At 49.7% G+C, this 25570-nt stretch carries 13 protein-coding genes, 4 tRNA genes and 3 rRNA genes; 15 read left to right on the top strand and 5 right to left on the bottom strand.

The window, feature by feature from the left end; genetic code table 11:
• Positions 1 to 68: 68 nt before the first annotated feature.
• A complete protein-coding gene (locus KDD30_RS12260; RefSeq protein ID WP_211646116.1) occupies positions 69 to 755 on the bottom strand; it encodes a methionine ABC transporter permease in 687 nt (228 codons plus the stop codon).
• Positions 745 to 1779, bottom strand: coding sequence for a methionine ABC transporter ATP-binding protein MetN (gene metN / locus KDD30_RS12255; protein ID WP_211646115.1), 1035 nt, complete (start codon positions 1777 to 1779; stop codon positions 745 to 747). Before metN ends, KDD30_RS12260 begins: the two co-directional genes overlap by 11 nt.
• A gap of 351 nt (positions 1780 to 2130) precedes the next feature.
• On the opposite strand from metN, the gene gmhB reads away from it, so the two are divergent.
• Positions 2131 to 2685, top strand: coding sequence for a D-glycero-beta-D-manno-heptose 1,7-bisphosphate 7-phosphatase (gene gmhB / locus KDD30_RS12250; RefSeq protein WP_211646114.1), 555 nt, complete (start codon positions 2131 to 2133; stop codon positions 2683 to 2685).
• A gap of 66 nt (positions 2686 to 2751) precedes the next feature.
• Here gmhB and KDD30_RS12245 read toward each other — a convergent pair whose 3' ends face one another.
• The 3 genes from KDD30_RS12245 to KDD30_RS12235 form a co-directional block, all read right to left on the bottom strand.
• Positions 2752 to 6390 (bottom strand): zinc-dependent metalloprotease, encoded by a 3639-nt coding sequence (locus KDD30_RS12245; RefSeq protein ID WP_211646113.1) that lies wholly within the window; start codon positions 6388 to 6390, stop codon positions 2752 to 2754.
• A 466-nt stretch (positions 6391 to 6856) separates the two neighbouring features.
• Positions 6857 to 10438: a zinc-dependent metalloprotease gene (locus KDD30_RS12240; protein WP_211646112.1), complete on the bottom strand. Its 3582-nt coding sequence runs from the start codon at positions 10436 to 10438 to the stop codon at positions 6857 to 6859.
• 14 nt (positions 10439 to 10452) lie between these two features.
• A complete protein-coding gene (locus tag KDD30_RS12235; protein WP_211646111.1) occupies positions 10453 to 11268 on the bottom strand; it encodes a hypothetical protein in 816 nt (271 codons plus the stop codon).
• A gap of 458 nt (positions 11269 to 11726) precedes the next feature.
• Here KDD30_RS12235 and KDD30_RS12230 point away from each other — a divergent pair, with 458 nt between their 5' ends.
• The 14 genes from KDD30_RS12230 to KDD30_RS12165 all read left to right on the top strand — a co-directional run bounded on the left by KDD30_RS12230 (position 11727) and on the right by KDD30_RS12165 (position 25415).
• Positions 11727 to 12752 (top strand): ABC transporter permease subunit, encoded by a 1026-nt coding sequence (locus KDD30_RS12230; protein WP_211646110.1) that lies wholly within the window; start codon positions 11727 to 11729, stop codon positions 12750 to 12752.
• Position 12753: 1 nt separating this feature from the next.
• Entirely contained in the window at positions 12754 to 13797 is a 1044-nt protein-coding gene (locus KDD30_RS12225; RefSeq protein ID WP_211646109.1) for an ABC transporter permease, read from the top strand.
• 28 nt (positions 13798 to 13825) lie between these two features.
• Positions 13826 to 15658: an extracellular solute-binding protein gene (locus KDD30_RS12220; protein ID WP_211646108.1), complete on the top strand. Its 1833-nt coding sequence runs from the start codon at positions 13826 to 13828 to the stop codon at positions 15656 to 15658.
• Between the two features lie 18 nt (positions 15659 to 15676).
• Positions 15677 to 16549 carry an ABC transporter ATP-binding protein gene (locus tag KDD30_RS12215; RefSeq protein WP_211646107.1) on the top strand — a complete coding sequence of 291 codons (873 nt, stop codon included), beginning with the start codon at positions 15677 to 15679 and terminating at the stop codon, positions 16547 to 16549.
• 35 nt (positions 16550 to 16584) lie between these two features.
• Positions 16585 to 17388 carry an ABC transporter ATP-binding protein gene (locus KDD30_RS12210; protein WP_211646106.1) on the top strand — a complete coding sequence of 268 codons (804 nt, stop codon included), beginning with the start codon at positions 16585 to 16587 and terminating at the stop codon, positions 17386 to 17388.
• A gap of 386 nt (positions 17389 to 17774) precedes the next feature.
• Positions 17775 to 19339: ribosomal RNA gene (locus KDD30_RS12205) — 16S ribosomal RNA — on the top strand.
• 70 nt (positions 19340 to 19409) lie between these two features.
• Positions 19410 to 19486 (top strand) — tRNA-Ile (locus KDD30_RS12200).
• 45 nt (positions 19487 to 19531) lie between these two features.
• Positions 19532 to 19607 (top strand) — tRNA-Ala (locus KDD30_RS12195).
• Between the two features lie 353 nt (positions 19608 to 19960).
• A 23S ribosomal RNA gene (locus tag KDD30_RS12190) occupies positions 19961 to 22951 on the top strand.
• 242 nt (positions 22952 to 23193) lie between these two features.
• Positions 23194 to 23309 (top strand): 5S ribosomal RNA (rrf, locus tag KDD30_RS12185).
• The 16S, 23S and 5S rRNA genes sit together here with 4 tRNA genes alongside, the layout of an rRNA operon.
• A gap of 287 nt (positions 23310 to 23596) precedes the next feature.
• Positions 23597 to 23673: transfer RNA gene (locus KDD30_RS12180), tRNA-Asp, on the top strand.
• Positions 23674 to 23698: 25 nt separating this feature from the next.
• A tRNA-Trp gene (locus KDD30_RS12175) sits at positions 23699 to 23775 on the top strand.
• Positions 23776 to 24066: 291 nt separating this feature from the next.
• Complete coding sequence (locus tag KDD30_RS12170) at positions 24067 to 24576, top strand: helix-turn-helix domain-containing protein (RefSeq protein ID WP_211645636.1); 510 nt, start codon at positions 24067 to 24069, stop codon at positions 24574 to 24576.
• Positions 24573 to 25415 (top strand): IS3 family transposase, encoded by an 843-nt coding sequence (locus tag KDD30_RS12165; protein ID WP_211649390.1) that lies wholly within the window; start codon positions 24573 to 24575, stop codon positions 25413 to 25415. The genes KDD30_RS12170 and KDD30_RS12165 overlap by 4 nt, the downstream gene beginning before the upstream one ends.
• Positions 25416 to 25570 lie beyond the last annotated feature (155 nt).

Below are 25570 nucleotides of genomic sequence, written 5' to 3'. Positions count from 1 at the left end.
TAACTTATCGTTGTCGCCTGAAGACGATGTCCGGCGAATGTGAGCTTTGTGTTGTCTTTTCGTCAAGCTTATCTGTGGTCGACCCGGCGAACCAGATGGTCCCCTGCGGACTGAATCAGTTGCACCAGAACAACCAGCATGACCACGGTAATCATCATCACGGTCCCGTCAAAGCGCTGGTAGCCATAACGAATTCCGACATCGCCCAGGCCGCCGCCGCCAACAGTACCGGCCATGGCAGAGTAGCTGACCAGAGTAACCAGGGTAATGGTTGCGGCATTGATGATGCCTGGCATTGCTTCCGGCAGCAGAACTTTCCGGATGATCTGAGCCGGGGTTGCCCCCATGGCTTGTGCGGCTTCAACCAGCCCGCCCGGAACTTCCAGCAGTGCCCCTTCAACCAGACGGGCAATGAAAGGAATCGCACCGACGGTGAGCGGAACAATGGCCGCCGCAGTCCCGATAGAACTGCCCACAACGAAGCGGGTAAACGGAATAATCGCAACCAGCAAAATGATGAACGGGATCGAACGGCCGATGTTGACGATAGCGCCCAGTGTTTTATTCAGACCCGGGTTTGCGACAAGACCTTTAGGTTTCGTCAGGTGCAGCGCGACACCCAGCGGGATGCCGACAGCAAAGCCGATGACCCCAGAGGCGAAGACCATCACCAGGGTTTCACCCAGCGCTTCGGTCAGCAGCCCGACCAGACGTTCGTTGGTTTGCCACCAGGTGGCGATAGAATCAAGCAACATAACCCAGCACCTCTACATTCACTTTGTGTTCACGAAGGAAAGCGATGGCTTGTTGAGTCGCTTCTTCTGTTCCAAAAAACTCGGCCAGCATCAGGCCAAACTTCACACCGCCGGCATAATCCATATCGGCGCTCAGGATATTGGCGTCAATCCCAAACTGACGCGACGCCTGGCTGAGTAGCGGGGCATCGACGGATGCGCCGGTAAACTCCAGACGGATCAGCGGATAGTTATGCGCGTTCCGGGTCGTTTCCAGACGAGCCTGATAATCTTCAGGAATCGACAGATCCAGCGTTGAGCGGATAAATTCGCGGGCCAGCTCTGTTTTCGGGTGAGCAAAAATATCACCAACCGGACCCTTCTCGACCAGTTCACCGTTACCGATGATAGCCACTTCAGAGCAAATGCTTTTCACTACATCCATTTCGTGGGTGATCAGGAGGATGGTCAGGTTCAGTTTGCTGTTAATTTCGCGCAACAGCTCAAGAATAGACTGCGTGGTGGCCGGATCCAGTGCGCTGGTGGCTTCATCACAGAGCAGAACTTTCGGATCGGATGCCAGTGCGCGGGCAATGGCAACACGCTGTTTTTGTCCACCGCTCAGGTTCGACGGATAGGCATGGTGTTTGTCGGCCAGCCCAACCAGCTGCAACAGTTCCGTGACTTTACGTTTGAGCTCAGATTTATCGGTGCCGGCCAGTTCCAGTGGCAAAGCGACGTTTTCAAAGACGGTCCGGGAGGATAACAGATTAAAATGCTGGAAAATCATGCCGATTTTGCGGCGGGCCAGTGTCAGTTCCTGACTGGACAACTGCGTCAAATCAACGCCGTCAACAATCAGGTGACCGGAAGTCGGTTTTTCTAGCAGGTTGACGCAGCGGATCAGCGTGCTTTTTCCTGCACCGGAAGCGCCGATGACGCCGAAAATGGTTCCTTCAGCAATATTAAGGTTGATATCGCGCAGGGCGTGGATGTGTTTCTCCCCGACCTGGAAGACTTTATTGACCCGGTTAATCTCTATCATGCTGTATCCTGCTACTACTTGTCTGCTTACTGCCATGTGTCAATCAGCATAGCGTTGTGGTCATTTATTCGCCCAGAATAGTGATTTTGTGTGTCGAACAGGCGTATGACCTTATCATTTACTTGTATACACGGAATTTCTCCGTGTCATCTGTTGCCTGATGCTAGGGTGTCTAGATGGCCAAGTCAATAGATATTTTTACGTCTAGACGTCCATAATCTGGTTTTTAGAGATTCTGCCACGCCAGATCGCCACACAAAGCCTTCAGGTGAACTGGATTAACAGATGAAACCACTACACAGCCATGCCATAATTTAGCCAATTTCGTTTTTGATTGTGTTAGGTGATCGCTTGGCTAAGCCCGCAGTGTTTATCGATCGTGACGGCGTGATTAACGTTGATCATGGTTATGTTCATACCGTAGATGATTTCGAATATGTCGAGGGTGTGTTTGACGCCTGTAAAAAGCTCAAAGCAATGGGCTATCTGCTGGTGCTGGTCACCAATCAGGCCGGGATTGCCCGGGGGATGTATACCGAAGATGAATTCCTGACGCTGACCGAATGGATGGACTGGAATTTTGTCGATAACGGTGTGGAATTTGACGGGATCTATTATTGTCCGCATCACCCGACTGAAGGCCAGGGAGATTATCTGCAGGACTGTAATTGCCGCAAACCTAAGCCGGGCATGTTCATTTCGGCCCGTGATTTCCTGAAGATCGATATGGCGCGCTCCGTGATGATCGGAGATAAAACGGATGACATGAAAGCTGCGGAAGCGGCAGAGGTGGCCACCCGAATTCTGGTTCGTACCGGCAAACCGGTGACCGGTGAAGGTGAAGCGCTGGCGTCTGTGGTGCTCGACAGTATTGCTGATGTCCCGAGATGGCTACAACAGCAGTAAAGACACGCTCACCAAAGCAAATAAAAAACAGGTCGCTGAGCGACCTGTTTGTTTTTTGGATGGCGATTACAGGTGGAACTTAGGGAGCAGCGGTAGAACGTCGCGATAACGCTGGATGAGTGCATCCATTTCCTGACGCTTTTCCGGGTCATTGAACGCTTCCTGGCTCAGGTAGAACAATGCTGGCGTTTCCCCTTCCGCAGCATTTTTGAGCTTGGTGTAATCGATGATGCTGCCAATCATCTCATAGGCCAGAACATTTTCTTTGTAGGCATAGAGCTTTTCTCCGGTGAGCAGGGTATAGGTACGTGCGCCTGCGACATCGTGGCGGTAGTCCTGTACAGACACATATTGTGCCAGCTCAGTCCCATAAGAGGTGTTGCCGGTATCACTGCCACTGAATTTCACCACGATGTTCAGCAGGGCTGAAATCTCGCTGTATTCTCCTTTTTCCGGCAGGTCATAGTACCGCTTCAACTGGCGGGCATAGTAAGGCGCGGGTTCAACCATGGTGTCCGGACGAAATAACGGGAATTCACCTCGCGCCGTCACCGGGTTGCCTTGAGCATCCTGAAAGAATTGCGGATAGTAAGTCCCGATGGTCCGCTGGGTGCCCAGCACGATGTCTCGCAACAGCCATTCCATGATGGGGCTGGTGTAAACTTTGTTGCCGTTATTGTAATACACACCCTGGAAATCAGCCAGTGACAGCTCCGCGCGATTGGTACTCCGGCGGACACCATTCCGGTCCATGAGTGTGGCCATGGCGGCAAATTTGTCTGGCCAGTAACCCAGATAGTCATAGTAACCCACATAGTTAAACTTCGGATTGACATTCGGCGCTTTTCCGCTGTTCAGGAATCGTCCTGCTTCTGCGGTTACCGTGAATCCCTGCTGCGCCAGGACTGATTTGATCACTGGGTGGAAACAGCTTCTCGGGACATCTCCCTGACGATATAACTTGCGGTCGCTAAAAACCGACATGATGTCTTTGAGTGGACGATAGGTGATTTCCCCTGCTGCATCTTCAAGCTCACAGAGATGATCCGGCTGAAGAATCACTTGAATCAGTTGATGACGGTGCAGATCGACCGCTCGTGGCACGGCGCAGTATTTTTCATACAGATACTGGGTCGGCTGATAGCTGGCTTTGGTCGAAGTCCCGGAGCAGTCTTCACCCGGATCATTTTTGAAGTAAATATGGATGATCCGGTATTGATCAGTCCAACGATCAGGCCAATTGCCCGACTTGCGATGATCCGCAAAAGTCTGGAGTACCTCGCGCCAAGACATAAAGTGCTTGAGTCGGCCAATGGCATAACTTTCTAACGTGCTTTCCTTGAAGTTCAGCCGATGATTGCGGTTGGTGCGGTAATCCAGCTGATCGTCATATCGCTGCCAGTGATAGGCCAGCATTTCGGCAACATTGCGTCCTTCATCGTGTTTGTTGCAGTCGCTGTTCAGCCGGACATGACCGTCGGTGCAGTATTCAAATTCGCGAATAACTTTATCGCCTTCCGTTTTATCGCTCCAGCGATTATCCAGCTCACCAGCGTTCAGGGCTGCCCGGATTGTCCCGTTGCTGAGTGACGGATCCAGATAATGTGCTTTGGGATGAAAAAAGCCCTCAAACAACTGGCGATCGTATTTTTCCAGCGAGACATAACTGGCAGTTTGGGGGGCGTTTGTATCCTCAGAATACGTACGGGCTTCGACTTCACGCTTGTATGCGAACCGCAGGGCTGCCAGATCGTACATGCCAAAGACCGACAAGGCGTCCATGATCGATGCGTTGTAATCCATAATCGAGCTGTAAGACGGCACATGGGTCAGGCCGTGCTGATGCGCTTCTGCCGGGGTGAAGTAATTGGGCTCATCAATGCTGCCTTTGAAATTATGACGTAGCCCAAGGTTGTGGCCCAGCTCATGGACCAGCGTTTTGGCATAGTAAATCCCGGTCAGGATCTCACCAATGTCTTTTTGCTGCGTCAGTGTTAGATCCTGCCAGTGTTTCAGATGCTGGCCGACGGCACCGTCCTGCCAGAGGCTGGGATCCTGGAACTGAATGGCACGCCCGGCCACAGTGGCTGTCGGCAATTGCTTGGACGTCACACTCACCCAAAGATTATCCACGGAGTACATGTTGTTTTCCGACCAGAACTGCTGCTCAAGGTCCTGCAAGCGGGTCAGAGTCGGTAAATCCAGTTCCTCATCATGGATGTCATGATAAGTGGCCAATTCCTGAAACAGATCGTCAAGCGGGATTGCGGGCTGCTGACTGGCTTCATCCTCATAGGGCTGTGCCGTCAGTTCATGTGGCGCGTGTGTATGGACTTCCAGTGTGGCTGTCTCCGCAATCGCTCCTGCGTGCAGCGTATCTGCCGCTGTCGTGGCATCCTCTTCGGGCTTTTCCGGTGTGCTCATCGGGACAATACCGCCCCGGTTATACTGCGTCACCAGTTTTTCCCAGAAGTAGTGGGAAAGTCCCTCCAGGACCCCGGCATACTGATTGACATGTGCATGGACGATTTCACCTGTGAGTGGGTTGGCAGCCGACGGACCATAACCAGCCAGACCATTTTCCAGAGGATCGTCAATCAGGTTAATCACGTTATAACGCAGATCGCCAGAGTGCTTGCCCGAGGGCTCGATCAGGCGAATTTCTGGCACACCAACTTTCTTCAGTTGCGGGTTGATCCGCGCCACGACTTCTTGAGTGATTTGCTTATAAAAGCGTGTTTTTTCGTTTTGATCGAAGCTGTCCGATAGGTGATAGTCGATCGTGGCTAAGTTCGGATTGAACCGCTGCAAGTACTTGATATCATTTCCGTCAAGTTGCGCATTGCCCAGCTGATCGGGTCTGGAGATGGTGTTGGCAAAAAAGCCGAAGGTATCTTCATCACCCTTAGGGTACAACACGGGCTCATAATCCTGGCTGCGGATATTGTCCAGCGGGACCAGTGAATAGAAATGAGAGACGGTGAAACTCAGGTTGCTGTAATCAAACTTGTTATGGCCTTTGAGCAGGGCATTAATCAGGCAGCGACGGCTGTTGGTGACCTGAAAATCCTGTTCCAGTTCGACATTGAGTGAGCCATCTTCATTGAGTTCATAACCCTGCCAGTCGCTGGGATCAGGCAGTCGGGGCGCGCCAATCGGCGTGATACAGCCTTTGGAGAAAACAAAATAGTCGGTTCGGTCGCGCTCGATGACCTGAAACTGATTGAAATCCGGGGTAAAAAAGGGTTTCTCAGTCCAACTGAGATCGACGTCGGTATTCAGTTCTTCCTGATTTGTACAGTCGCCATAGCTGTCTTCTTTACAGCGGTACGATTGGTACTTGCCTTTCATCAGAATAACTGGCGGCAATTCGTGGCGCAGCTTGTCCCAGCGGATACTGTCTTCCTGTTCGGCCTGATGCTGGGCAATGAGATCAGCGCTGACCTCCCGGACTTCCACGCCCTCCTCGCCATAGAATAAGCGAACGACTTTCTCTTCACCTTGTTTAAACGGGGCCATACTGACGGCATAGCGGGGCACTTTACCTATGGAGGGTAGGTATAAATAAAGTTGATCGGTTTTCAGCGCACTGCGATGAAATTGTTCAAGAGGTTTATCTTCTGTTTGGTATGCTTTGTCGTCTGCACCACAACCCGATAATATCGCGGTTGTGATCAGAGAGAGAAAAAATCTTCCCGATTTCATGACAAATCCTTATGTTTAAAAAAATAGCAAGCGTTGGTTGAAAGTTATTGAAAAAATAAATTGATGATCTTATGTCGGATGATTATCAACATTCATTCCTGGAACCAGATATTTTTGGAGATGGTTCATCGAATGGATTATATTTTTAGACTCTTCATTTCTGAAATAACGAATAATTAATAAAATACTAAAAATATGATAATCGTTAGTGATTTTGATATGTCTGATAGTATGGGGTCGTCCTTTTGTCGATGTTTTATTTTTATATGATGCGAGGTTAATATTTTTGTCTGTATTGATAAAGGGCGTGACTTTTTCGAATTGAGATATTTTTAACCCGAATGGTTTTTGTATTGACTGTCTTTGTTGAACTGAGTCGGGTTGGCTTTATCTTAATGATAAATAAGAAAAAGCCAGTCAAGATTGACTGGCTTTTGGGGCGCTCTTATCGCTGAATCGCGCTGGGTTAGCGGTTGAGTGTTGGTAGTACTGCTAATACAGCATGATAACGGGTCATCATTTTATCCATGACAGCCCGGCGCTCTGGATCATTGAAATCTTCAACACTCAGGTATTTCAAAGAGAGTGTTGTATTATCAATGGATTCGTCAATCAAATCTGCATATTCATGAATGGATGAAATCATCTTATATGCGGCGGCATTATCTCTGGTCGCATATACGAGCTCACCTGTTTTACGTTCATATTCCACTTCGCCTTTCAGGTTGTTATCAGATCCTCTGACGGAAATATAGCGCGCCAGACGAATCCCATCCGAATATGGGTTGTCGTGACGCAGGCTGAACTTCACAACAATATTCAGCAGCGCTTCAATCTGGCTGTATTTTCCGCTTTCCGGTAAATCATATAAACGTTTTAGCCGGGATGCATACAGGGGGGCCTCTTCAATCATGCTGTTGGTTTCAAACCATGTGAATTCACCTTGGGGTGTCACCGGATTTCCATCGCGATCGGTAAATAGATCAGCATGGTATTTCTGATAGCTGGTTGCTGTACCGAAAAGGATGTCATCCAGCAATACTTTCATGCCGTCCTCATCGCGGACTGTGGTGCCATCCAAATAGAGTGTTTGTAAATCTGCTAAAGACAGATCTGCACGCTGGGTGGTCCGACGCAAGCCCTGACGTTCAACCAGAGTCGCCATGGCGGCAAATTTATCCGGCCAGAAACCGTAGTAGTCGAACTCGCCAATTTTGTTGTATCGGGTAACCGGCGCTTTTCCGCTGTTCAGCATCCGGCCTGCTTCGGCGGTTACTTCCTGCGATTGGTCAGCGAAGTGTGCGAGAATCAGGGGGTGGAAGCAGCTTTGTGGTATTTCACCCGGCTCAAATTGATAGCGCAGTGTTCTGGTTTCGAGGATCTGTTGCAGTGTCTGATAACTGAAGGTGTTCTCTGCAGTATCTTTCAGCTCACACACATGATCCGGTTCCAGGATCACGCGCATCAGTCGGTGACGTAATTGATCGACAGCAGTTGGGACACCACAGTGTAAGTCGTGGGCAAAGTCTGAAGGTTTGAACTTCGGTGCCGTTGTGCAGCCGGGATGATACAATGCGGTGAATATCCGGTATGATGCACCATTTTTTTTCACGTATTTGCTATGGCGGTTAAAGGTTTCAATGACATCCCGCCAGCTCATGAAGGTGCGGTACCGGCCCAGCGCATAGTTGGATAAGGAATTTTCGTCAAAGTCTTTCCGGCCACTGCGGGTAGTTCGGTACGTCAGCTGTTCATCATAACGCTGCCAGTTGAAGGCATTGATTTCGGCATGATTTCGGCCTTCATCATGACGGTTACAGTCGGTATTTAGAGAGACATGCCCATCCGTGCAGAACTTGAACTTACGCATCAGATTGCGTTCACTGTCTTTTGAATGTTGGTTGTGCAGTTGGCCTTCCTGAAGCGCTGCGTTGATCACGCCATCACTTAAGTGGAAGTCGACGCTCTGGTTTGGATCAAAAAATTGCTGGTGCAGTTTTTGGTCGTAATCGCGCAGAGAGAAGTATTGCGCGGCTGGGGTTGCCTCTGGGTCACTGCTTTCTTTGACATATTCCAGCTCACGCTTGTAGGCAAAACGCAGTGTCGCTAAGTCATACATGCCAAATACGGGCAGGGCATCCAGAATGGACGGGTTGTAATCCATGATGGAACTGTAGGCCGGAACTGTTTTTAGGCCGTGATCATGCGCTTGTTCCTGCGTAAAGAAGTTCGGCTCATCGTTGCTGCCTTTGAAGTTATGACGCAGACCCAGATTGTGTCCCAGTTCATGGACCAGTGTTTTCGCATAGAAAATACCGGCCAGAACACGCCCGATATGATGTTGCTGCGCAGGGTCAAACTCGTTCCATTGTTTCAGGGTCGAACGGGATTCATCACGCCAGACATATGCGTTCGGGCTCCGGAAATCAATGGCCAGACCGGCGACGGTCATTTCCGGCAGTACTTTCTGGGTCGCGCTGGACCACAGGGCAGACACCGGATACATATTGTTTTCAGACCAGAATCGTTGTTCGATTTCCTGCAGAACCAGTAACTCATGGGTACTCAGATCGCTCTGGTCCATCGAGAGTACCTGCTGCATCTCTTTTTCAATCAGATCCTGTGTGACAGCAGTCGGTTTAGCGAGCTCGGCTGGTGGGATGTCCAATGTATCCATGGTGGTGTGCTGAACATCACCAATCGCGGTTGCGCTGTGACTTGTCTCTTCAGGTGCAACGGGTTCTGCGGATGGTGCCTCTGCAGGCGCAGGGAAAGTGATCGCCTGTACCGTACCGCCATTGTATGCCGTTGCAATGAAATCCCACATGGCATGGACACCGGTTTCAAGCACTCCGGAATACTGGTTGACATGTGCGTGGACGATTTCACCGGTCACCGGGTTGACGGCAGATGGACCATAACCGGCCAGACCGTTTTCCAGGGGCTCATCAATCAGGTTGATCACGTTATAACGCAAGTCACCAGAGTGTTTGCCGGAGGGCTCATGCAGGCGGATTGGCGGTACACCGACTTTTTGAAGCTGCGGATTGATACGGTTCACGACATCAATCGTGATTTGCTTATAAAAGCGTGTGTTTTCGTTGAGGTTGAAGCTGTCGGACAGATGATAATCAATCGACTTCATCGCCGGATTGAATCGGTGCATGTATTGCAGGTTACTGTCGTCCAGATAGCTGTTGCCGTGATGATTCGGACGAGCAGCATAGGTGGCGAACATGCCGAACTGATTTTCGTCCCCTTCAGGATACAGAACCGGATCGTAATCTTTGCTGCGAATGTTATCCAAAGGCACCAAAGAGTAAAAATTACTGACCGTAAAGCTCAGTTTGCTGAAATTGAAATCATTGCGATCGAACAGCGCGTTGAGCAGGCAACGACGTTTATTGGTGATCTGATAATCCTGTTCCAGTTCAAGATTGATGCTGCCATCCGGGCTGACTTCATAGCCTTGCCATTCACGGGCAAGCCGAGGCGCGCCGACGGGTGTATAGCAGCCATTGGAATAGGTGAAGAGATCATCCATGACACGTTCGGTCACTTTGACCTGAGTAAAGTCTGGGGTAAAGAACGGCTTGTCTTTCCACTGAACATTAGGATCGCTATTTTCTTCTTCCTGGTTGGTACAATCCCCGAAAGCATCTTCTTTACACTGATAGGCCTGATAGGAGCCGGGAATGGTTAGCACCGGGCTCAGGTGACTTTCGACATCATTCCAGCGAATGCTTTCTGGCTGTTCAAGCTGTGCCTGAGAAATGGCATCCGGGCTGATCTCACGCACCTCAAGTCCGGCTTCGGTATAGATCACCCGAACCAGTTTTTCCTGCCCTTGTATGAAAGGCGCCATACTCACGGCATAGCGGGGTGCTTTCCCCATCGACGGCATATATAAATACACCTGATCGGTTTTCAGCGCATCCCGGGTGATTTGTTCCGGTTTTTTGTCGACAAGTTTGTAGTCGTTGTCATCTGCACCGCACCCGGCCAGCAAGGCCGTGGTCAGTGCAGAAAGCATGAAACGCGTTTTCATTTCAATTCCTTTTATTAAAACGAAAAAATCAATGACATGGTGTAAGTCGCCTTACGCTCGTCAAAGAGATCAATGTTGCCCAGGGTCCCTCTTTCGGCATCGTAGTAGACACCGGAAGTGGAGACAGAGAGGGAAGCAGCCAGATTTTTCATGGCCTGATAGCTGAGGGCTGCGGAGCCACCGTAGTCCCAGTTGCGTCGGGTGCCTTCATACGACCAGCTGGTGCCGCCAAGTAATGAGCCGCTCAGCGTGAAGTCATAGAATGAATAACTGCTGCTCAGGTGCAGCGAACTGATCCAACTGGTGAGCGCTTTGCCGCCAGCGGTGGTGTATTGATGCAGGTTTTTTCTGAGCCTGGGCGCAATGCTGGCCGACCAGTTTCCATCGCGGTAACTCAGCGGTACCGTCAGGCGCAATGCCGTGATCAGTTCCTGTTTTTGCGACGTTTCAGATGTTGGCACTGTGAACTGCAGATTCAGGCTGGAAGCAGTGTTGTCTCCGATTTTGAACAGTTCCGGCTGGGTGTAACCGAGCACAGTATCCGTCAGGTAGGTGCCTGTTTTATCTTCCAGCTGCTTATAACCACCCCCGGACAGGTAAAACAGATGATCCTCTGAAACTCGAGCACTCAGCGTACCTGTCCAGTGATTCGATCGCTCACTCTTGTAACTTGTTTTTTCATAACCATTGGTGAGATGTGAGAGCGTGATTTTTCCACCCAATTGAAACTGAGGCGTTTCCGCAAAGGATTGGGTTGAGCTGAATGCTGAAAACATCAGGGCGGGTATACCGAAATAACAATAACAATACTTTTTTGTACTGGGATGCATAAAGACTTTCCTTGTCTCACCAAATAAATCTGCAGGTCATGGAACCTGCCTGTTTGAATGGCTGAATTAGATATATTGATTCCAAAACTTCTTCAAATTACAGTTTTTGCTGATAAGTTTGTTATTTATGGTTTTTCCAGACTTCTCTGGTATGGGGTTCATTGGAGTTAATTTTTTATGCTGCTTGATGTGTGAATGATGGTGGGATAATTTGAAATGGAGCATATAAAACCGATAGATGCATTTTTGTGCTCGGGGTTGAATGTGACCCTTTTATTCATTTATGTGTGAGTTAGTTTTGAACTCGGTCTATTGATTGTCATCGTGGTTGAGTTAAATTGGGCTGCATCGTGTCTATAGTAAGTTTGCGCTGAATTTCAGGCTGAAAAAGCCGGTAAAACAACTGCTATACTGCTAAAGGCTGAAAGGAATTTGATGACAGGGAGTCATAAACAGGGATGTTGTCGTATTTTTTGCGCCGTTTGGCGCTTGTGATCCCAACTTTTATTGGTATTACTGTCCTGATTTTTGCGTTAACGCGCTTTGTCCCCGGTGGACCGGTTGAGCGGATGCTGTCCAGCATTCAGGCCCAGCAGGGGATGTCGATGTCGCCTTCCATGTCGGGTCAAAGCAACGCATTATCAGAAGAACAGCTCGCAGAGCTGAATGCATTTTACGGGTTGGATAAACCTGTGTTTGAAGCCTACACCGACTGGCTGTCAAAGCTGATTCATCTGGACTTTGGTTTGTCGACGCGTTATTACGAACCGGTCTGGGATATGATCATGGAACGGTTGCCGGTTTCCCTGTTCTATGGTGGCGTCACCTTTTTCCTCAGTTATTTTATCTCCATTCCATTGGGGTATTATAAAGCCCTGAAACATGGCAGCCATTTCGATTCGGCCTCTTCCATCCTCATTTTTATCGGCTACGCCTTACCCGGTTATGTGGTCGGGGTGTTATTGATTACGTTGTTCAGTTACCAGCTGGAGTGGTTTCCGATGGGGGGATTTGTCGGGGATGACTTTGATGACTATGACAGTCTGTGGCTGAAAATGAAAGATATTCTCTGGCATGCCTGTTTACCGCTCATTTGTTATTTGATTGGTGATTTCGCAACACTCACGATGACCATGAAAAATAATATGATGGAAACCTTGTCTGCCGATTATATCCGGACAGCGATTGCCAAAGGTTTACCGTTTCCGACAGCTGTTCGCCGCCATGCATTAAGAAATAGTCTGATCCCGGTTGCCAGCCATTTTGGAAATTCATTACTGTTTTTCATGACAGGCTCTTTCCTGATAGAGGTAATTTTTAATATCGATGGCATTGGGCTGCTGGGTTATGAATCCATTATGGAGCGGGATTATCCGGTTGTGATGGGGATTGTTGCCATTAATGCGGTGTTATTGATGCTGGGAAATATTATTTCCGATATCTGTGTTGCTTTGGTTGACCCGCGTGTGAAGTTCGGAGAATAAAATGTTATCCCTAAGCCCGTTAACGAAGAAAAAGATCCTCCGTTTCAAAGAAATTAAACGTGGTTATTGGTCTTTACTGATCTTAACAACCTTGCTGATTTTTTCTTTCTTTGCTGAATTTTTCATCAACAGCAAAGCTTTGATGGTGAAATATCAGGGGGAATATTATTTCCCGGTTGTCAGTGATGTACTACCCGGCACCCAGTTCGGTCAGGACTATCAAAGCGAAACGCAATACCGCGAATTAAAGCAATTGTTTGCTCAGCAGAACCAGGGCGATTTTGTGGTGATGCCACTGGTGCCCTGGAATCCGCTTGAGCAGGATTTCAGTGGTGATTTCCCCCCGACAGCACCGGATGCGGACGCTCAGCATTATCTGGGGACAGACACCATTGGCCGGGATATTCTGGCCCGGCTGGTCTACGGCTTTCGGATCACCATGGGGTTTGCGTTACTGACGATGGCGATTTCTTATGCCATCGGGACGGCCGTTGGGTGTGCGATGGGGTTTTGGGGCGGCAAGTTCGATCTGCTGGTCCAGCGGTTCATTGAGATCTGGTCCATGGTGCCCTTTTTATACGTCATTATGATTCTGGTCTCGATCACACAGCCTACATTTACCTTATTCGTCGCCATCAATGTGCTGTTTGGCTGGATGGGGATGACCTGGTACATGCGGACCATGACCTATAAAGAAGTGGCCAGAGAGTATGTGATGGCTGCGAAAGCCATCGGAGCCTCGAACTGGCGGATCCTGTATGCGCATATTTTACCGAATGTGATGGTCATGATTGTGACGCTGGCACCTTTCACGATTGCAGCAAATATCACGGCACTGACGGCTCTGGATTATCTGGGGCTGGGCCTGATGCCGCCAACACCCAGCTGGGGCGACTTGCTGCAGCAAGGGAAATCGAATCTGGATTCTCCATGGATTGTGATCACTGTGGTCACCGCGATTGTTGCCGTGCTGGTGATGGTGACCTTTATTGGCGAAAGTGTCCGAGCGGCTTTCGATCCCAAGAAATTTACCCGTTATAGTTAAGAGAGTAGCCATACAACAAGGACGTATGATGAACAAGACACTAAGCCTATCTGCCCTTCTGGCAATGACGTTTGGCAGCTCACTGCTGATGGCAGCCGACTTACCGGCTGATCTGAACTGGCAATCGAATCTGCACGAACCTCGATTTGCGTCACCACAGGCGAAATTCGGTGGTACATTCCACACTTATATTGAAAGTTTTCCGCAAACTTTCCGGGTGGTGGGCCCGGATTCGAATGGTCGTTTCCGCCCCTGGTTGTTAGACAGTCGTCCGTCTGCGGTGACCCGCCATCCTGACACCAAAGCCTGGATCCCGGATATTGCTTCGGAATGGGCCTATGGCGACGACAATAAAACGGTGTATTTCCGGATTAACCCGAATGCAAAATGGTCTGATGGTGAGCCGATCACGTCTGAAGATTTTACATTTGTGCTGACCTTCATGCGTTCCAAGGACATTGTCGCGCCTTGGTATAACACCTTTTATACCCAGCAGATTGAGGACGTGATTCAGTACGATGAACGCACATTTGCTGTTGTCTCCGGAGAAAAGCGTAACGCTGAAGAGCTGATGTTGTATACCAACATGCGACCAATTCCGGCGCATTTCTACCGCCCGAAAAAAGATGAAAATCACGACGGCATTCAGGATAACTTTGTCCGTTATTACAACTTTAAACCTGAGCCATCTGCAGGACCTTATTATGTTGATGGCATGAAGAAAGGGAAGTCCATCACCTTCAAACATGTCGGTAAAGATTGGTGGGGGTACAGCAACCCGTATTATCTGCATCGGTACAATGTCGATAAAATCCAAATCAAAGTGATTCGTGACAAAGACATTGCCCGCCAGCATTTTGAGAAAGGCAATCTGGATTCATTCTGGCTCGATACCCCGGAGCTGTGGCGTGAGAAAACCGAAACCGCGAACTTTGAGCAAGGCTACATCCACAAATTCTGGGGATACAACCAGGTGCCTATTGGGGCCGGGGGGCTCTGGCTCAACACTGCAAAACCTCTGCTGGATCAGTTGGAAGTCCGCAAAGGGATTGCCCTGGCGACGGATTTCGATGGTCTGATCGAGAAAGTGTTACGCGGCGATGTCGTGCGTAAGCCGAATCCGATGGGCATTGGTCACGGTGACTACACCAATGCAGCCATCAAAGCTCCGTCCTTTGATCCGGCGAAGGCCATTGCGCACTTTGAAAAAGCTGGCTTTGGCGAGATCGGGCCGGACGGGATTCGTGTGAATGAACAAGGGCAACGCCTGTCGTTCGGGATAACTTATAGCTATGGCTATTTAACGCCGCAAATTGCTTACCTGAAAGAGCAGGCGAAGCTGGCTGGCCTGGAATTCACCCTGAACCTGATTGATGGGTCTTCAGCCTTTAAGTATGTGCTGGAGAAAAAGCATGAATTGTCGTTCCATTCAATGGGGACCGCTGAAATTCCGGCTTACTGGGAATATTTCCATTCCACCAATGCGAACAAGCCGCAGAACAACAACTTCACGAACTTCAGCACGCCTGAACTGGATCGCCTGATCATGGCATATCGGACAGAGTTTGATCTGGAGAAGAAGAAAGTCCATGCCAAGCAGATTCAAGCCATTGTTGCTGACGCTGGCGTGATTGTACCCGGTTATATGCGTCCTTATGCAAGGGAAGCTTTTTGGCGTTGGTTACAGATCCCGCAGCCTGCCATGACAAAATCAACTGAGTTTTTGTTTCCGTCCGGCACATTCCGTGATCTGGGCACTTACTGGATTGATGAAAGCCTTAAAAAAGAAACCAAGGCCGCGATGAAATCGGGTAAAAGCTTCACGCCTGTGACCATTCTGGAAGAGGAATATAAGCTCTGATCCGGGCTGGAGTGTTGTATGAATCATCATGAAATCATCCTGCGTGTGCAGGATCTGGAAACTGAATTCAGCACCGATGATGGCAAAGTCAAAGTGCTCCACGGTGTGTCATTCGATGTGAAAAAAGGAAGGACGCTCGGGCTGGTGGGGGAGTCCGGTTCGGGTAAGAGTGTCACCGCCATGTCGATCCTGGGGCTGCTTCCGCAGCCCTATGGGCGGGTCACTCAAGGTAAAGTGCTCTATCGGGATACAGATTTACTGGGACTGTCTCCTAACGAAATGTATGCCATGCGCGGCAATCGTATTTCCATGATTTTCCAGGATCCGATGACGGCACTGAATCCGGTCCAGACGATTGGCAAGCAATTGAATGAAGTGCTGGCGTTGCATCGTCCGGAACTCAGTAAGAAAGAACGCAGTCAGTACTCTCTGGAGATGCTGAAGAAAGTGCAGATCCCTCTGGCGGAAAAGCGTTTGCATGAGTATCCGCATAATCTGTCTGGCGGGATGCGTCAGCGTGTCATGATTGCAATGGCGTTGGCCTGTAAGCCGGATGTTCTGATATGCGATGAGCCCACGACCGCACTGGACGTCACGATTCAGGCTGAAATCCTGAAATTAATGAAGTTACTTCAGGCTGAAACGGGCATGGCGATGATTTTCATCACCCATGATTTAGGGGTCGTGGCTGAAATCTGTGATGATGTTGCGGTGATGTATGGCGGCAAAGTGCTGGAAACAGCCGATGTGTTTGAACTGTTTGACAGCCCACAGCATCCATATACCAAACGATTGATGGGATTGATGCCGGGTCTGGACAGGCCCGGAAAGCAACTGATTCCATTTGAGCCCATTGACCCGAGCCTGTTTCCTGAATTCAAAGAAAGCTGACAGGTTATTTTGTTGTTTGCAGTCAGAGTGACGTCATGGACGAAATTTTACGTATTGAAAACCTGAAACAACATTTTGTTTCAGGGAAAGGGATTTTAAAGAAGGGGTATGTCATTAAAGCAGTTGATGGCGTGTCTTTTTCTTTAAATCGCGGGGAAACGCTCGGCCTGGTTGGTGAGTCCGGTTGTGGCAAAAGCACCCTTGGCCGGACCATTTTAAAGTTGTTTGAGCCAACAGACGGCAAGATTATTTTTGAGGGGCAAGACATTACCCGTTTGTCAGCCAGGCAAATGCGCCCTTTAAGAAAAGACATGCAGATTGTCTTCCAGGATCCGCTTGAATCACTGAATCAGCGTCATACCATTGGGATGATTCTGGAAGAGCCTTTCATTATTCATCGCATTGGCACCCCGGCTGAACGTAAGCAGTGGGTGCTGGAACTGCTGAATAAAGTCGATTTACCCGCTTCTTCAGTCGACAGATATCCGCATGAGTTTTCAGGAGGGCAGCGGCAACGTATCGGTATTGCCCGGGCAATCGCCTTGAAACCGAAGCTCCTCATCTGTGACGAGTCGGTTTCGGCACTGGATGTTTCGGTTCAGGCGCAGATTCTGAATCTGCTGTTGTCTTTACAAAAAGAGATGGATTTAGCGGTGATTTTTATTTCCCATGATCTATCGGTTGTGAAGCATGTTTCGGATCGGGTTGCTGTGATGTACTTTGGTAAAATTGTTGAACAGGGAACCGCGGAAGCGATCTATACAGCTCCCCAGGCTGATTACACCCGAAAGCTATTATCTGCCATTCCAATCACTCACCCGAACCAGCGACAAGCTTAAAGTCTTCAGGTGATACAAATCCCTTCAAATCAGGGGGAAAAATAAACAAAAAGAGGCATTAGGTCTCTTTTTGTTTATTAAGTGTTCAGGTGGGAATAAATTCGAAAAAAAACTATTGCGCTCTGAGAACATCTCTCTATAATGCGCCTCCGTTGTCACGATAAACCGAACGGGTTCACGGGATAACAAAACGTTCTTTAACAATTTGACCATGCAATCTGTGTGGGCACTCGACAATGATACAGTCAAAAGATTTTATCAGTGAACTGAGTGACCAATTGGTAGCACTTTCTTGAAAGAGTTACCGGCACAGTCAATTCGTTTCAACTTCGGTTGAAACATCAGTAATCACTGAGCCGCTTCTCTTCGGAGAGGCAACAAAATTCTAATTGAAGAGTTTGATCATGGCTCAGATTGAACGCTGGCGGCAGGCCTAACACATGCAAGTCGAGCGGCAGCGACATCACCAATCCTTCGGGTGCGTTGATGGGCGGCGAGCGGCGGACGGGTGAGTAATGCCTGGGAACATGCCTTAGTGTGGGGGATAACCATTGGAAACGATGGCTAATACCGCATAATCTCCTTTCTTTTACGAGATGGGAGCAAAGCGGGGACCTTCGGGCCTCGCGCGCTAAGATTGGCCCAGGTGGGATTAGCTAGTAGGTGGGGTAACGGCTCACCTAGGCAACGATCCCTAGCTGGTCTGAGAGGATGATCAGCCACACTGGAACTGAGACACGGTCCAGACTCCTACGGGAGGCAGCAGTGGGGAATATTGCACAATGGGGGAAACCCTGATGCAGCCATGCCGCGTGTGTGAAGAAGGCCTTCGGGTTGTAAAGCACTTTCAGCAGTGAGGAAGAGGTGGTGTTTAATAGATACCATCTTTGACGTTAGCTGCAGAAGAAGCACCGGCTAACTCCGTGCCAGCAGCCGCGGTAATACGGAGGGTGCGAGCGTTAATCGGAATTACTGGGCGTAAAGCGCATGCAGGCGGCGTGTTAAGCCAGATGTGAAAGCCCGGGGCTCAACCTCGGAATCGCATTTGGAACTGGCATGCTAGAGTCTTGTAGAGGGGGGTAGAATTTCAGGTGTAGCGGTGAAATGCGTAGAGATCTGAAGGAATACCGGTGGCGAAGGCGGCCCCCTGGACAAAGACTGACGCTCAGATGCGAAAGCGTGGGGAGCAAACAGGATTAGATACCCTGGTAGTCCACGCCGTAAACGATGTCTACTTGGAGGTTGGTGTCTTGAACACTGGCTTTCGGAGCTAACGCGTTAAGTAGACCGCCTGGGGAGTACGGTCGCAAGATTAAAACTCAAATGAATTGACGGGGGCCCGCACAAGCGGTGGAGCATGTGGTTTAATTCGATGCAACGCGAAGAACCTTACCTACTCTTGACATCCAGAGAACTTAGCAGAGATGCTTTGGTGCCTTCGGGAACTCTGAGACAGGTGCTGCATGGCTGTCGTCAGCTCGTGTTGTGAAATGTTGGGTTAAGTCCCGCAACGAGCGCAACCCTTATCCTTGTTTGCCAGCACTTCGGGTGGGAACTCCAGGGAGACTGCCGGTGATAAACCGGAGGAAGGTGGGGACGACGTCAAGTCATCATGGCCCTTACGAGTAGGGCTACACACGTGCTACAATGGCGTATACAGAGGGCGGCCAACTAGCGATAGTGAGCGAATCCCACAAAGTACGTCGTAGTCCGGATTGGAGTCTGCAACTCGACTCCATGAAGTCGGAATCGCTAGTAATCGTGGATCAGAATGCCACGGTGAATACGTTCCCGGGCCTTGTACACACCGCCCGTCACACCATGGGAGTGGGCTGCACCAGAAGTAGATAGCTTAACCTTCGGGAGGGCGTTTACCACGGTGTGGTTCATGACTGGGGTGAAGTCGTAACAAGGTAGCCCTAGGGGAACCTGGGGCTGGATCACCTCCTTACCTAAAGACTGCGTTGTTGACGCAGTGTCCACACAGATTGCCTGGTTAAAATGTAAAGAGCGCAAGAGAAGGGTCTGTAGCTCAGGTGGTTAGAGCGCACCCCTGATAAGGGTGAGGTCGGTGGTTCAAGTCCACTCAGACCCACCACTGTTTTCCCAAACACAGTGGTTGAACACTCTTGCAATACTCGATGGGGCTATAGCTCAGCTGGGAGAGCGCCTGCCTTGCACGCAGGAGGTCAGCAGTTCGATCCTGCTTAGCTCCACCAATTTCTCTGATACCGCGTTGTGCGATTCCTCGTTTAGCAACCTAAACGTCGGAACCTCACGCCTTGTCTCAGAATCATTGGGTCCACTCTTTCAAGGTTTTTCCTTAAGAATCTTTAAAAAGTGGTTATCACTTGATAATTCACAATGCTCTTTAACAATCTGGAAAGCTGACTAGTAATTCAATCGATATGACGATTGAATCAAACTGTTTCGAAAGAAACAGAGTTCTCAAGCAATACACATTCAAGTGTCTTGTATTTTTTGTCTTCACTTTCAAAAGTGAACACAAAGTGAGTCCGGCGAAACAAATCAAACCTTGGTTGTTTGCGATACAGACCCTTTGGGGTTGTATGGTTAAGTGACTAAGCGTACACGGTGGATGCCTGGGCAGTCAGAGGCGATGAAGGACGTACTAACTTGCGATAAGCGGTGATGAGGCAGTAAGAGCCACTTGAGTCACCGATTTCCGAATGGGGAAACCCAGCTGCATAAGCAGTTATCATCAGGTGAATACATAGCCTGATGAGGCGAACCGGGGGAACTGAAACATCTAAGTACCCCGAGGAAGAGAAATCAACCGAGATTCCGGCAGTAGCGGCGAGCGAAACCGGATTAGCCCTTAAGCGTTTTTTGTGTCAGGTGAAGGCTCTGGAAAGTGCCGCGATACAGGGTGACAGCCCCGTAACCGACGATACCTTAAACGTGAAAACGAGTAGGACGGGACACGTGTTATCTTGTCTGAAGATGGGGGGACCATCCTCCAAGGCTAAATACTCCTGACTGACCGATAGTGAACCAGTACCGTGAGGGAAAGGCGAAAAGAACCCCTGTGAGGGGAGTGAAATAGAACCTGAAACCGTGTACGTACAAGCAGTAGGAGCCCCATCACTAAGCTATTGCAGTTTAGTGACAGCAAGAACTTCAGTTTGACTGTGGTTAACAACGCGCAGCGTTGGTCAACACACAAAATCAAGCAGAGGTGGCTTAGTGATGGGGTGACTGCGTACCTTTTGTATAATGGGTCAGCGACTTAATTTCAGTAGCAAGGTTAACCATCTAGGGGAGCCGTAGGGAAACCGAGTCTTAACTGGGCGTACAGTTGCTGGGATTAGACCCGAAACCAGGTGATCTAGCCATGGGCAGGTTGAAGGTGAGGTAACACTTACTGGAGGACCGAACCGACTAATGTTGAAAAATTAGCGGATGACTTGTGGCTAGGGGTGAAAGGCCAATCAAACCTGGAGATAGCTGGTTCTCCCCGAAAGCTATTTAGGTAGCGCCTCGGACGAATACTACTGGGGGTAGAGCACTGTTAAGGCTAGGGGGTCATCCCGACTTACCAACCCTTTGCAAACTCCGAATACCAGTAAGTACTATCCGGGAGACACACGGCGGGTGCTAACGTCCGTCGTGGAGAGGGAAACAACCCAGACCGCCAGCTAAGGTCCCAAAGTATCACTAAGTGGGAAACGATGTGGGAAGGCTCAGACAGCCAGGATGTTGGCTTAGAAGCAGCCATCATTTAAAGAAAGCGTAATAGCTCACTGGTCGAGTCGGCCTGCGCGGAAGATTTAACGGGGCTAAGTGATACACCGAAGCTGCGGCAATGCGATTTATCGTATTGGGTAGGGGAGCGTTCTGTAAGCGGCTGAAGGTGTGCTGTAAGGCATGCTGGACGTATCAGAAGTGCGAATGCTGACATGAGTAACGACAATGGGGGTGAAAAACCTCCACGCCGGAAGACCAAGGGTTCCTGTCCAACGTTAATCGGGGCAGGGTGAGTCGACCCCTAAGGCGAGGCCGAAAGGCGTAGTCGATGGGAAACGGGTTAATATTCCCGTACTGCTTACTATTGCGATGGGGGGACGGAGAAGGCTAGGTGGGCCGGGCGACGGTTGTCCCGGTTCAAGGGTGTAGGCTGATGGTTTAGGCAAATCCGGACCATCTTCAGGCTGAGACCCGATGTCGAGCCACCACGGTGGTGAAGTCATTGATGCCATGCTTCCGGGAAAAGCCTCTAAGCTTCAGATAGTAAGGAATCGTACCCCAAACCGACACAGGTGGTCGGGTAGAGAATACCAAGGCGCTTGAGAGAACTCGGGTGAAGGAACTAGGCAAAATGGTACCGTAACTTCGGGAGAAGGTACGCTGCCGGCGGTGAAGAGACTCGCTCTTGGAGCTGCTGGCAGTCGCAGATACCAGGTGGCTGCAACTGTTTATTAAAAACACAGCACTGTGCAAAATCGAAAGATGACGTATACGGTGTGACGCCTGCCCGGTGCCGGAAGGTTAATTGATGGGGTTATCTTCGGAGAAGCTCTTGATCGAAGCCCCGGTAAACGGCGGCCGTAACTATAACGGTCCTAAGGTAGCGAAATTCCTTGTCGGGTAAGTTCCGACCTGCACGAATGGCGTAATGATGGCCACGCTGTCTCCACCCGAGACTCAGTGAAATTGAAATCGCAGTGAAGATGCTGCGTCCCCGCGGCTAGACGGAAAGACCCCGTGAACCTTTACTACAGCTTGGCACTGAACATTGACCCTACATGTGTAGGATAGGTGGGAGGCTTCGAAGCAGGTACGCCAGTATCTGTGGAGCCGTCCTTGAAATACCACCCTTGTCGTGTTGATGTTCTAACGTCGCCCCGTTATCCGGGGTGCGGACAGTGCCTGGTGGGTAGTTTGACTGGGGCGGTCTCCTCCCAAAGCGTAACGGAGGAGCACGAAGGTGGGCTAATCACGGTCGGACATCGTGAGGTTAGTGCAATGGCATAAGCCCGCTTAACTGCGAGAATGACGGTTCGAGCAGGTGCGAAAGCAGGTCATAGTGATCCGGTGGTTCTGAATGGAAGGGCCATCGCTCAACGGATAAAAGGTACTCCGGGGATAACAGGCTGATACCGCCCAAGAGTTCATATCGACGGCGGTGTTTGGCACCTCGATGTCGGCTCATCACATCCTGGGGCTGAAGTCGGTCCCAAGGGTATGGCTGTTCGCCATTTAAAGTGGTACGCGAGCTGGGTTTAGAACGTCGTGAGACAGTTCGGTCCCTATCTGCCGTGGGCGCTGGATGATTGAAGGGAGTTGCTCCTAGTACGAGAGGACCGGAGTGAACGAACCGCTGGTGTTCGGGTTGTGTCGCCAGACGCATTGCCCGGTAGCTAAGTTCGGAACAGATAACCGCTGAAAGCATCTAAGCGGGAAGCTGGCCCTGAGATGAGTCATCCCTGAGACTTTAAGTCTCCTGAAGGGCTGTTCGAGACTAGAACGTTGATAGGCAGGGTGTGTAAGCGTTGTGAGGCGCTCAGCTAACCTGTACTAATTGCCCGTGAGGCTTAACCATACAACACCCAAAGGGTTTGAAGTACGGACTCCATAAGCACTTGAATGATGTGCTGAGAACACTAGACAGTTTTCCAGAGATTGTCCCGAACTGCGTGCCCAGGGTAGCGCAGGAAGAATCAAGGCTGACAAAGCCGCCCACGCACTGAACGAAGGCGTGTACATGAGTACATAACTGAGTGAAGGAGGCAGGCAATACCGTCAGGATTGATTCTCACCAGCGGGATAATCACACCGATTTTGCCTGGCGACCATAGCGCTGTGGACCCACCTGATCCCATGCCGAACTCAGACGTGAAACGCAGCAGCGCCGATGGTAGTGTGGGGTCTCCCCATGTGAGAGTAGGACATCGCCAGGTTTTTATTTCCAATTTGTCTACTGTAGCTTGCCGCTTTTGAGTGCTGCGATGCTCATGTACTGAATGTACACTGCGCTTCTCGCATCAAAATCGTCATCGCACAGCGACAAATGATCAAAACAAAGCCGTGAAACGTAAGACTTTGTTGAAACGATATTTTCCTGGGAAACGCAGGAATTTTCGATGTGAACGAGGCATTCAAGAGATGAACGAAGGAGCATACATCAAGTATGTGACTGAGTGAAGAATGCAGAATAACGACGACCACATTGAAAAGAACCAGTTTCGGAGCGGTAGTTCAGTTGGTTAGAATACCGGCCTGTCACGCCGGGGGTCGCGGGTTCGAGTCCCGTCCGCTCCGCCACTTATACAGCTAGAAATAGCTCTGCAGGGGATTAGTTCAGCCCGGTAGAACGTCGGTCTCCAAAACCGAATGTCGGCGGTTCGAATCCGTCATCCCCTGCCACTTTTCAAAAGCCTCGTCTCCGGACGGGGCTTTGTCGTTTCTGAGGTTCAGCGTGTGGCGCTGATGTCGGCGGCTGGAACGCCAGCCCGGTCGATCCGTCATCCCCTGCCACTTTTCAAAAGCCTCGTCTCCGGACGGGGCTTTGTCGTTTCTGAGGTTCAGCGTGTGGCGCTGATGTCGGCGGCTGGAACGCCAGCCCGGTCGATCCGTCATCCCCTGCCACTTTTCAAAAGCCTCGTCTCCGGATGAACTGACCCCCAATAGTTGGACACCAATTATTGGGGGTCTTTTATGTCCAAATATTGCCGCGAATTGAAGTGCGTCATTGCTAAGCAGTGCTTGAGTGGCGTGCCATCCGGTCTTTTATCCAAGCAACATTCCATCTCTTCTAGGCAAATAAGGTACTGGACTCAAGTCTTTGCTATTCACGGTACTGATTCATTTTTACCAACAGCTCATACATCAACGGCTGAAGCTAAGCTCCAAGCATTAAATTTAATGTGGACGAATGGCTGGTCTCTGACGCACACTAGTGCAGTCTTAAATCTCTCTACCCCTGGGATACTATCTGTTTGGCTCAAAAGATATAAAGAGCAAGGTATCAAAGGGCTTAAGCCTCACGCAATAGGAAGGCCACCCATGAAGCAGCAACCTCAACGTACGACCAAATCAGATGATGAAATGACGCTTGAGGAGCTAAAAGATGAGTTAGCCTACTTGAGAGCAGAGAATGCTGTCCTAAAAAAGTTGGAGGAGTTAGAGCAGGAAAAGCGCCGTCAAACAAAGAAAAAACGGCAATAGCTCTAACTCTAAGAAACACGCACTCCTTAAAAGACCTACTCCAAGCTCTCCAGCTTGCGAGAAGTGCATTCTATTACCAGATGCAAGCCAGTAAGCGACCTGATAGCTATGCGAATGAACGGGAGCTGATAACGTCAATTTATCATGAACATAAGGGACGATATGGCTATCGCCGCATTCACTTAGAGCTGAGAAAGCAAGGCATCATACTGAACCACAAGACCGTACAGCGGCTTATGGCTCAACTTGAACTGAAATCGATAGTCAGGCCGAAGAAATACCGCGCTTACCGAGGCGAGTCTGGAAAAGTTGCTCCTAATGTACTTGAAAGAGATTTTACGGCGACCAAGCCAGATGAGAAATGGGTAACTGACGTTACGGAGTTCAAAGTCAAAGAGCAGAGAGTTTACCTATCACCCGTGGTTGACTTGTTTACTCAAGAAGTCGTTGCTTATAAGGTTGATAAGAATGCACGCTTGTCGCTCGTTACTGACATGTTGACGGAAGCGATCTCGAAGCTAGCTCGAAACGCAAAGCCAATCATACATAGCGATCAAGGTTGGCAGTATCGTCACCGGACATACCAGCAGACAGTGGCTGCCAGAGGGTTAACGCAAAGTATGTCGAGAAAAGGTAACTGCTTAGACAACGCCATCGCTGAGAACTTCTTTGCCCTGCTCAAAACCGAGATGTACCATAACCAGCACTTTGAAGACGCAAATGATCTCATAGAGAAAATCCAAGAATATATTGAGTATTACAATACCAAACGCATCAAGGTGAAACTAAAAGGCCTGACACCGATAGAATATCGGAAGCAGGCCTTACAAGCCGTTTAACAGAAATGTCCAACTTTATGGGGTCACTTCAGGACGGGGCTTTGTCGTTTCTGAAGGTCAGTGTGAACCATTCAAACTTCATGCTGATATGTGTCTTCTTTTTGAATAAAAGTCGCGGAGATAGCGCTTTGGTGCTGAAAACGTAGAGTGATAAC

Source organism: Photobacterium sp. GJ3 (genome assembly GCF_018199995.1).
Taxonomy (GTDB): Bacteria; Pseudomonadota; Gammaproteobacteria; order Enterobacterales; family Vibrionaceae; genus Photobacterium.
The sequence above is the reverse complement of the archived record's forward strand: the minus strand, read 5'-3'. Positions and strand labels throughout refer to the sequence as shown.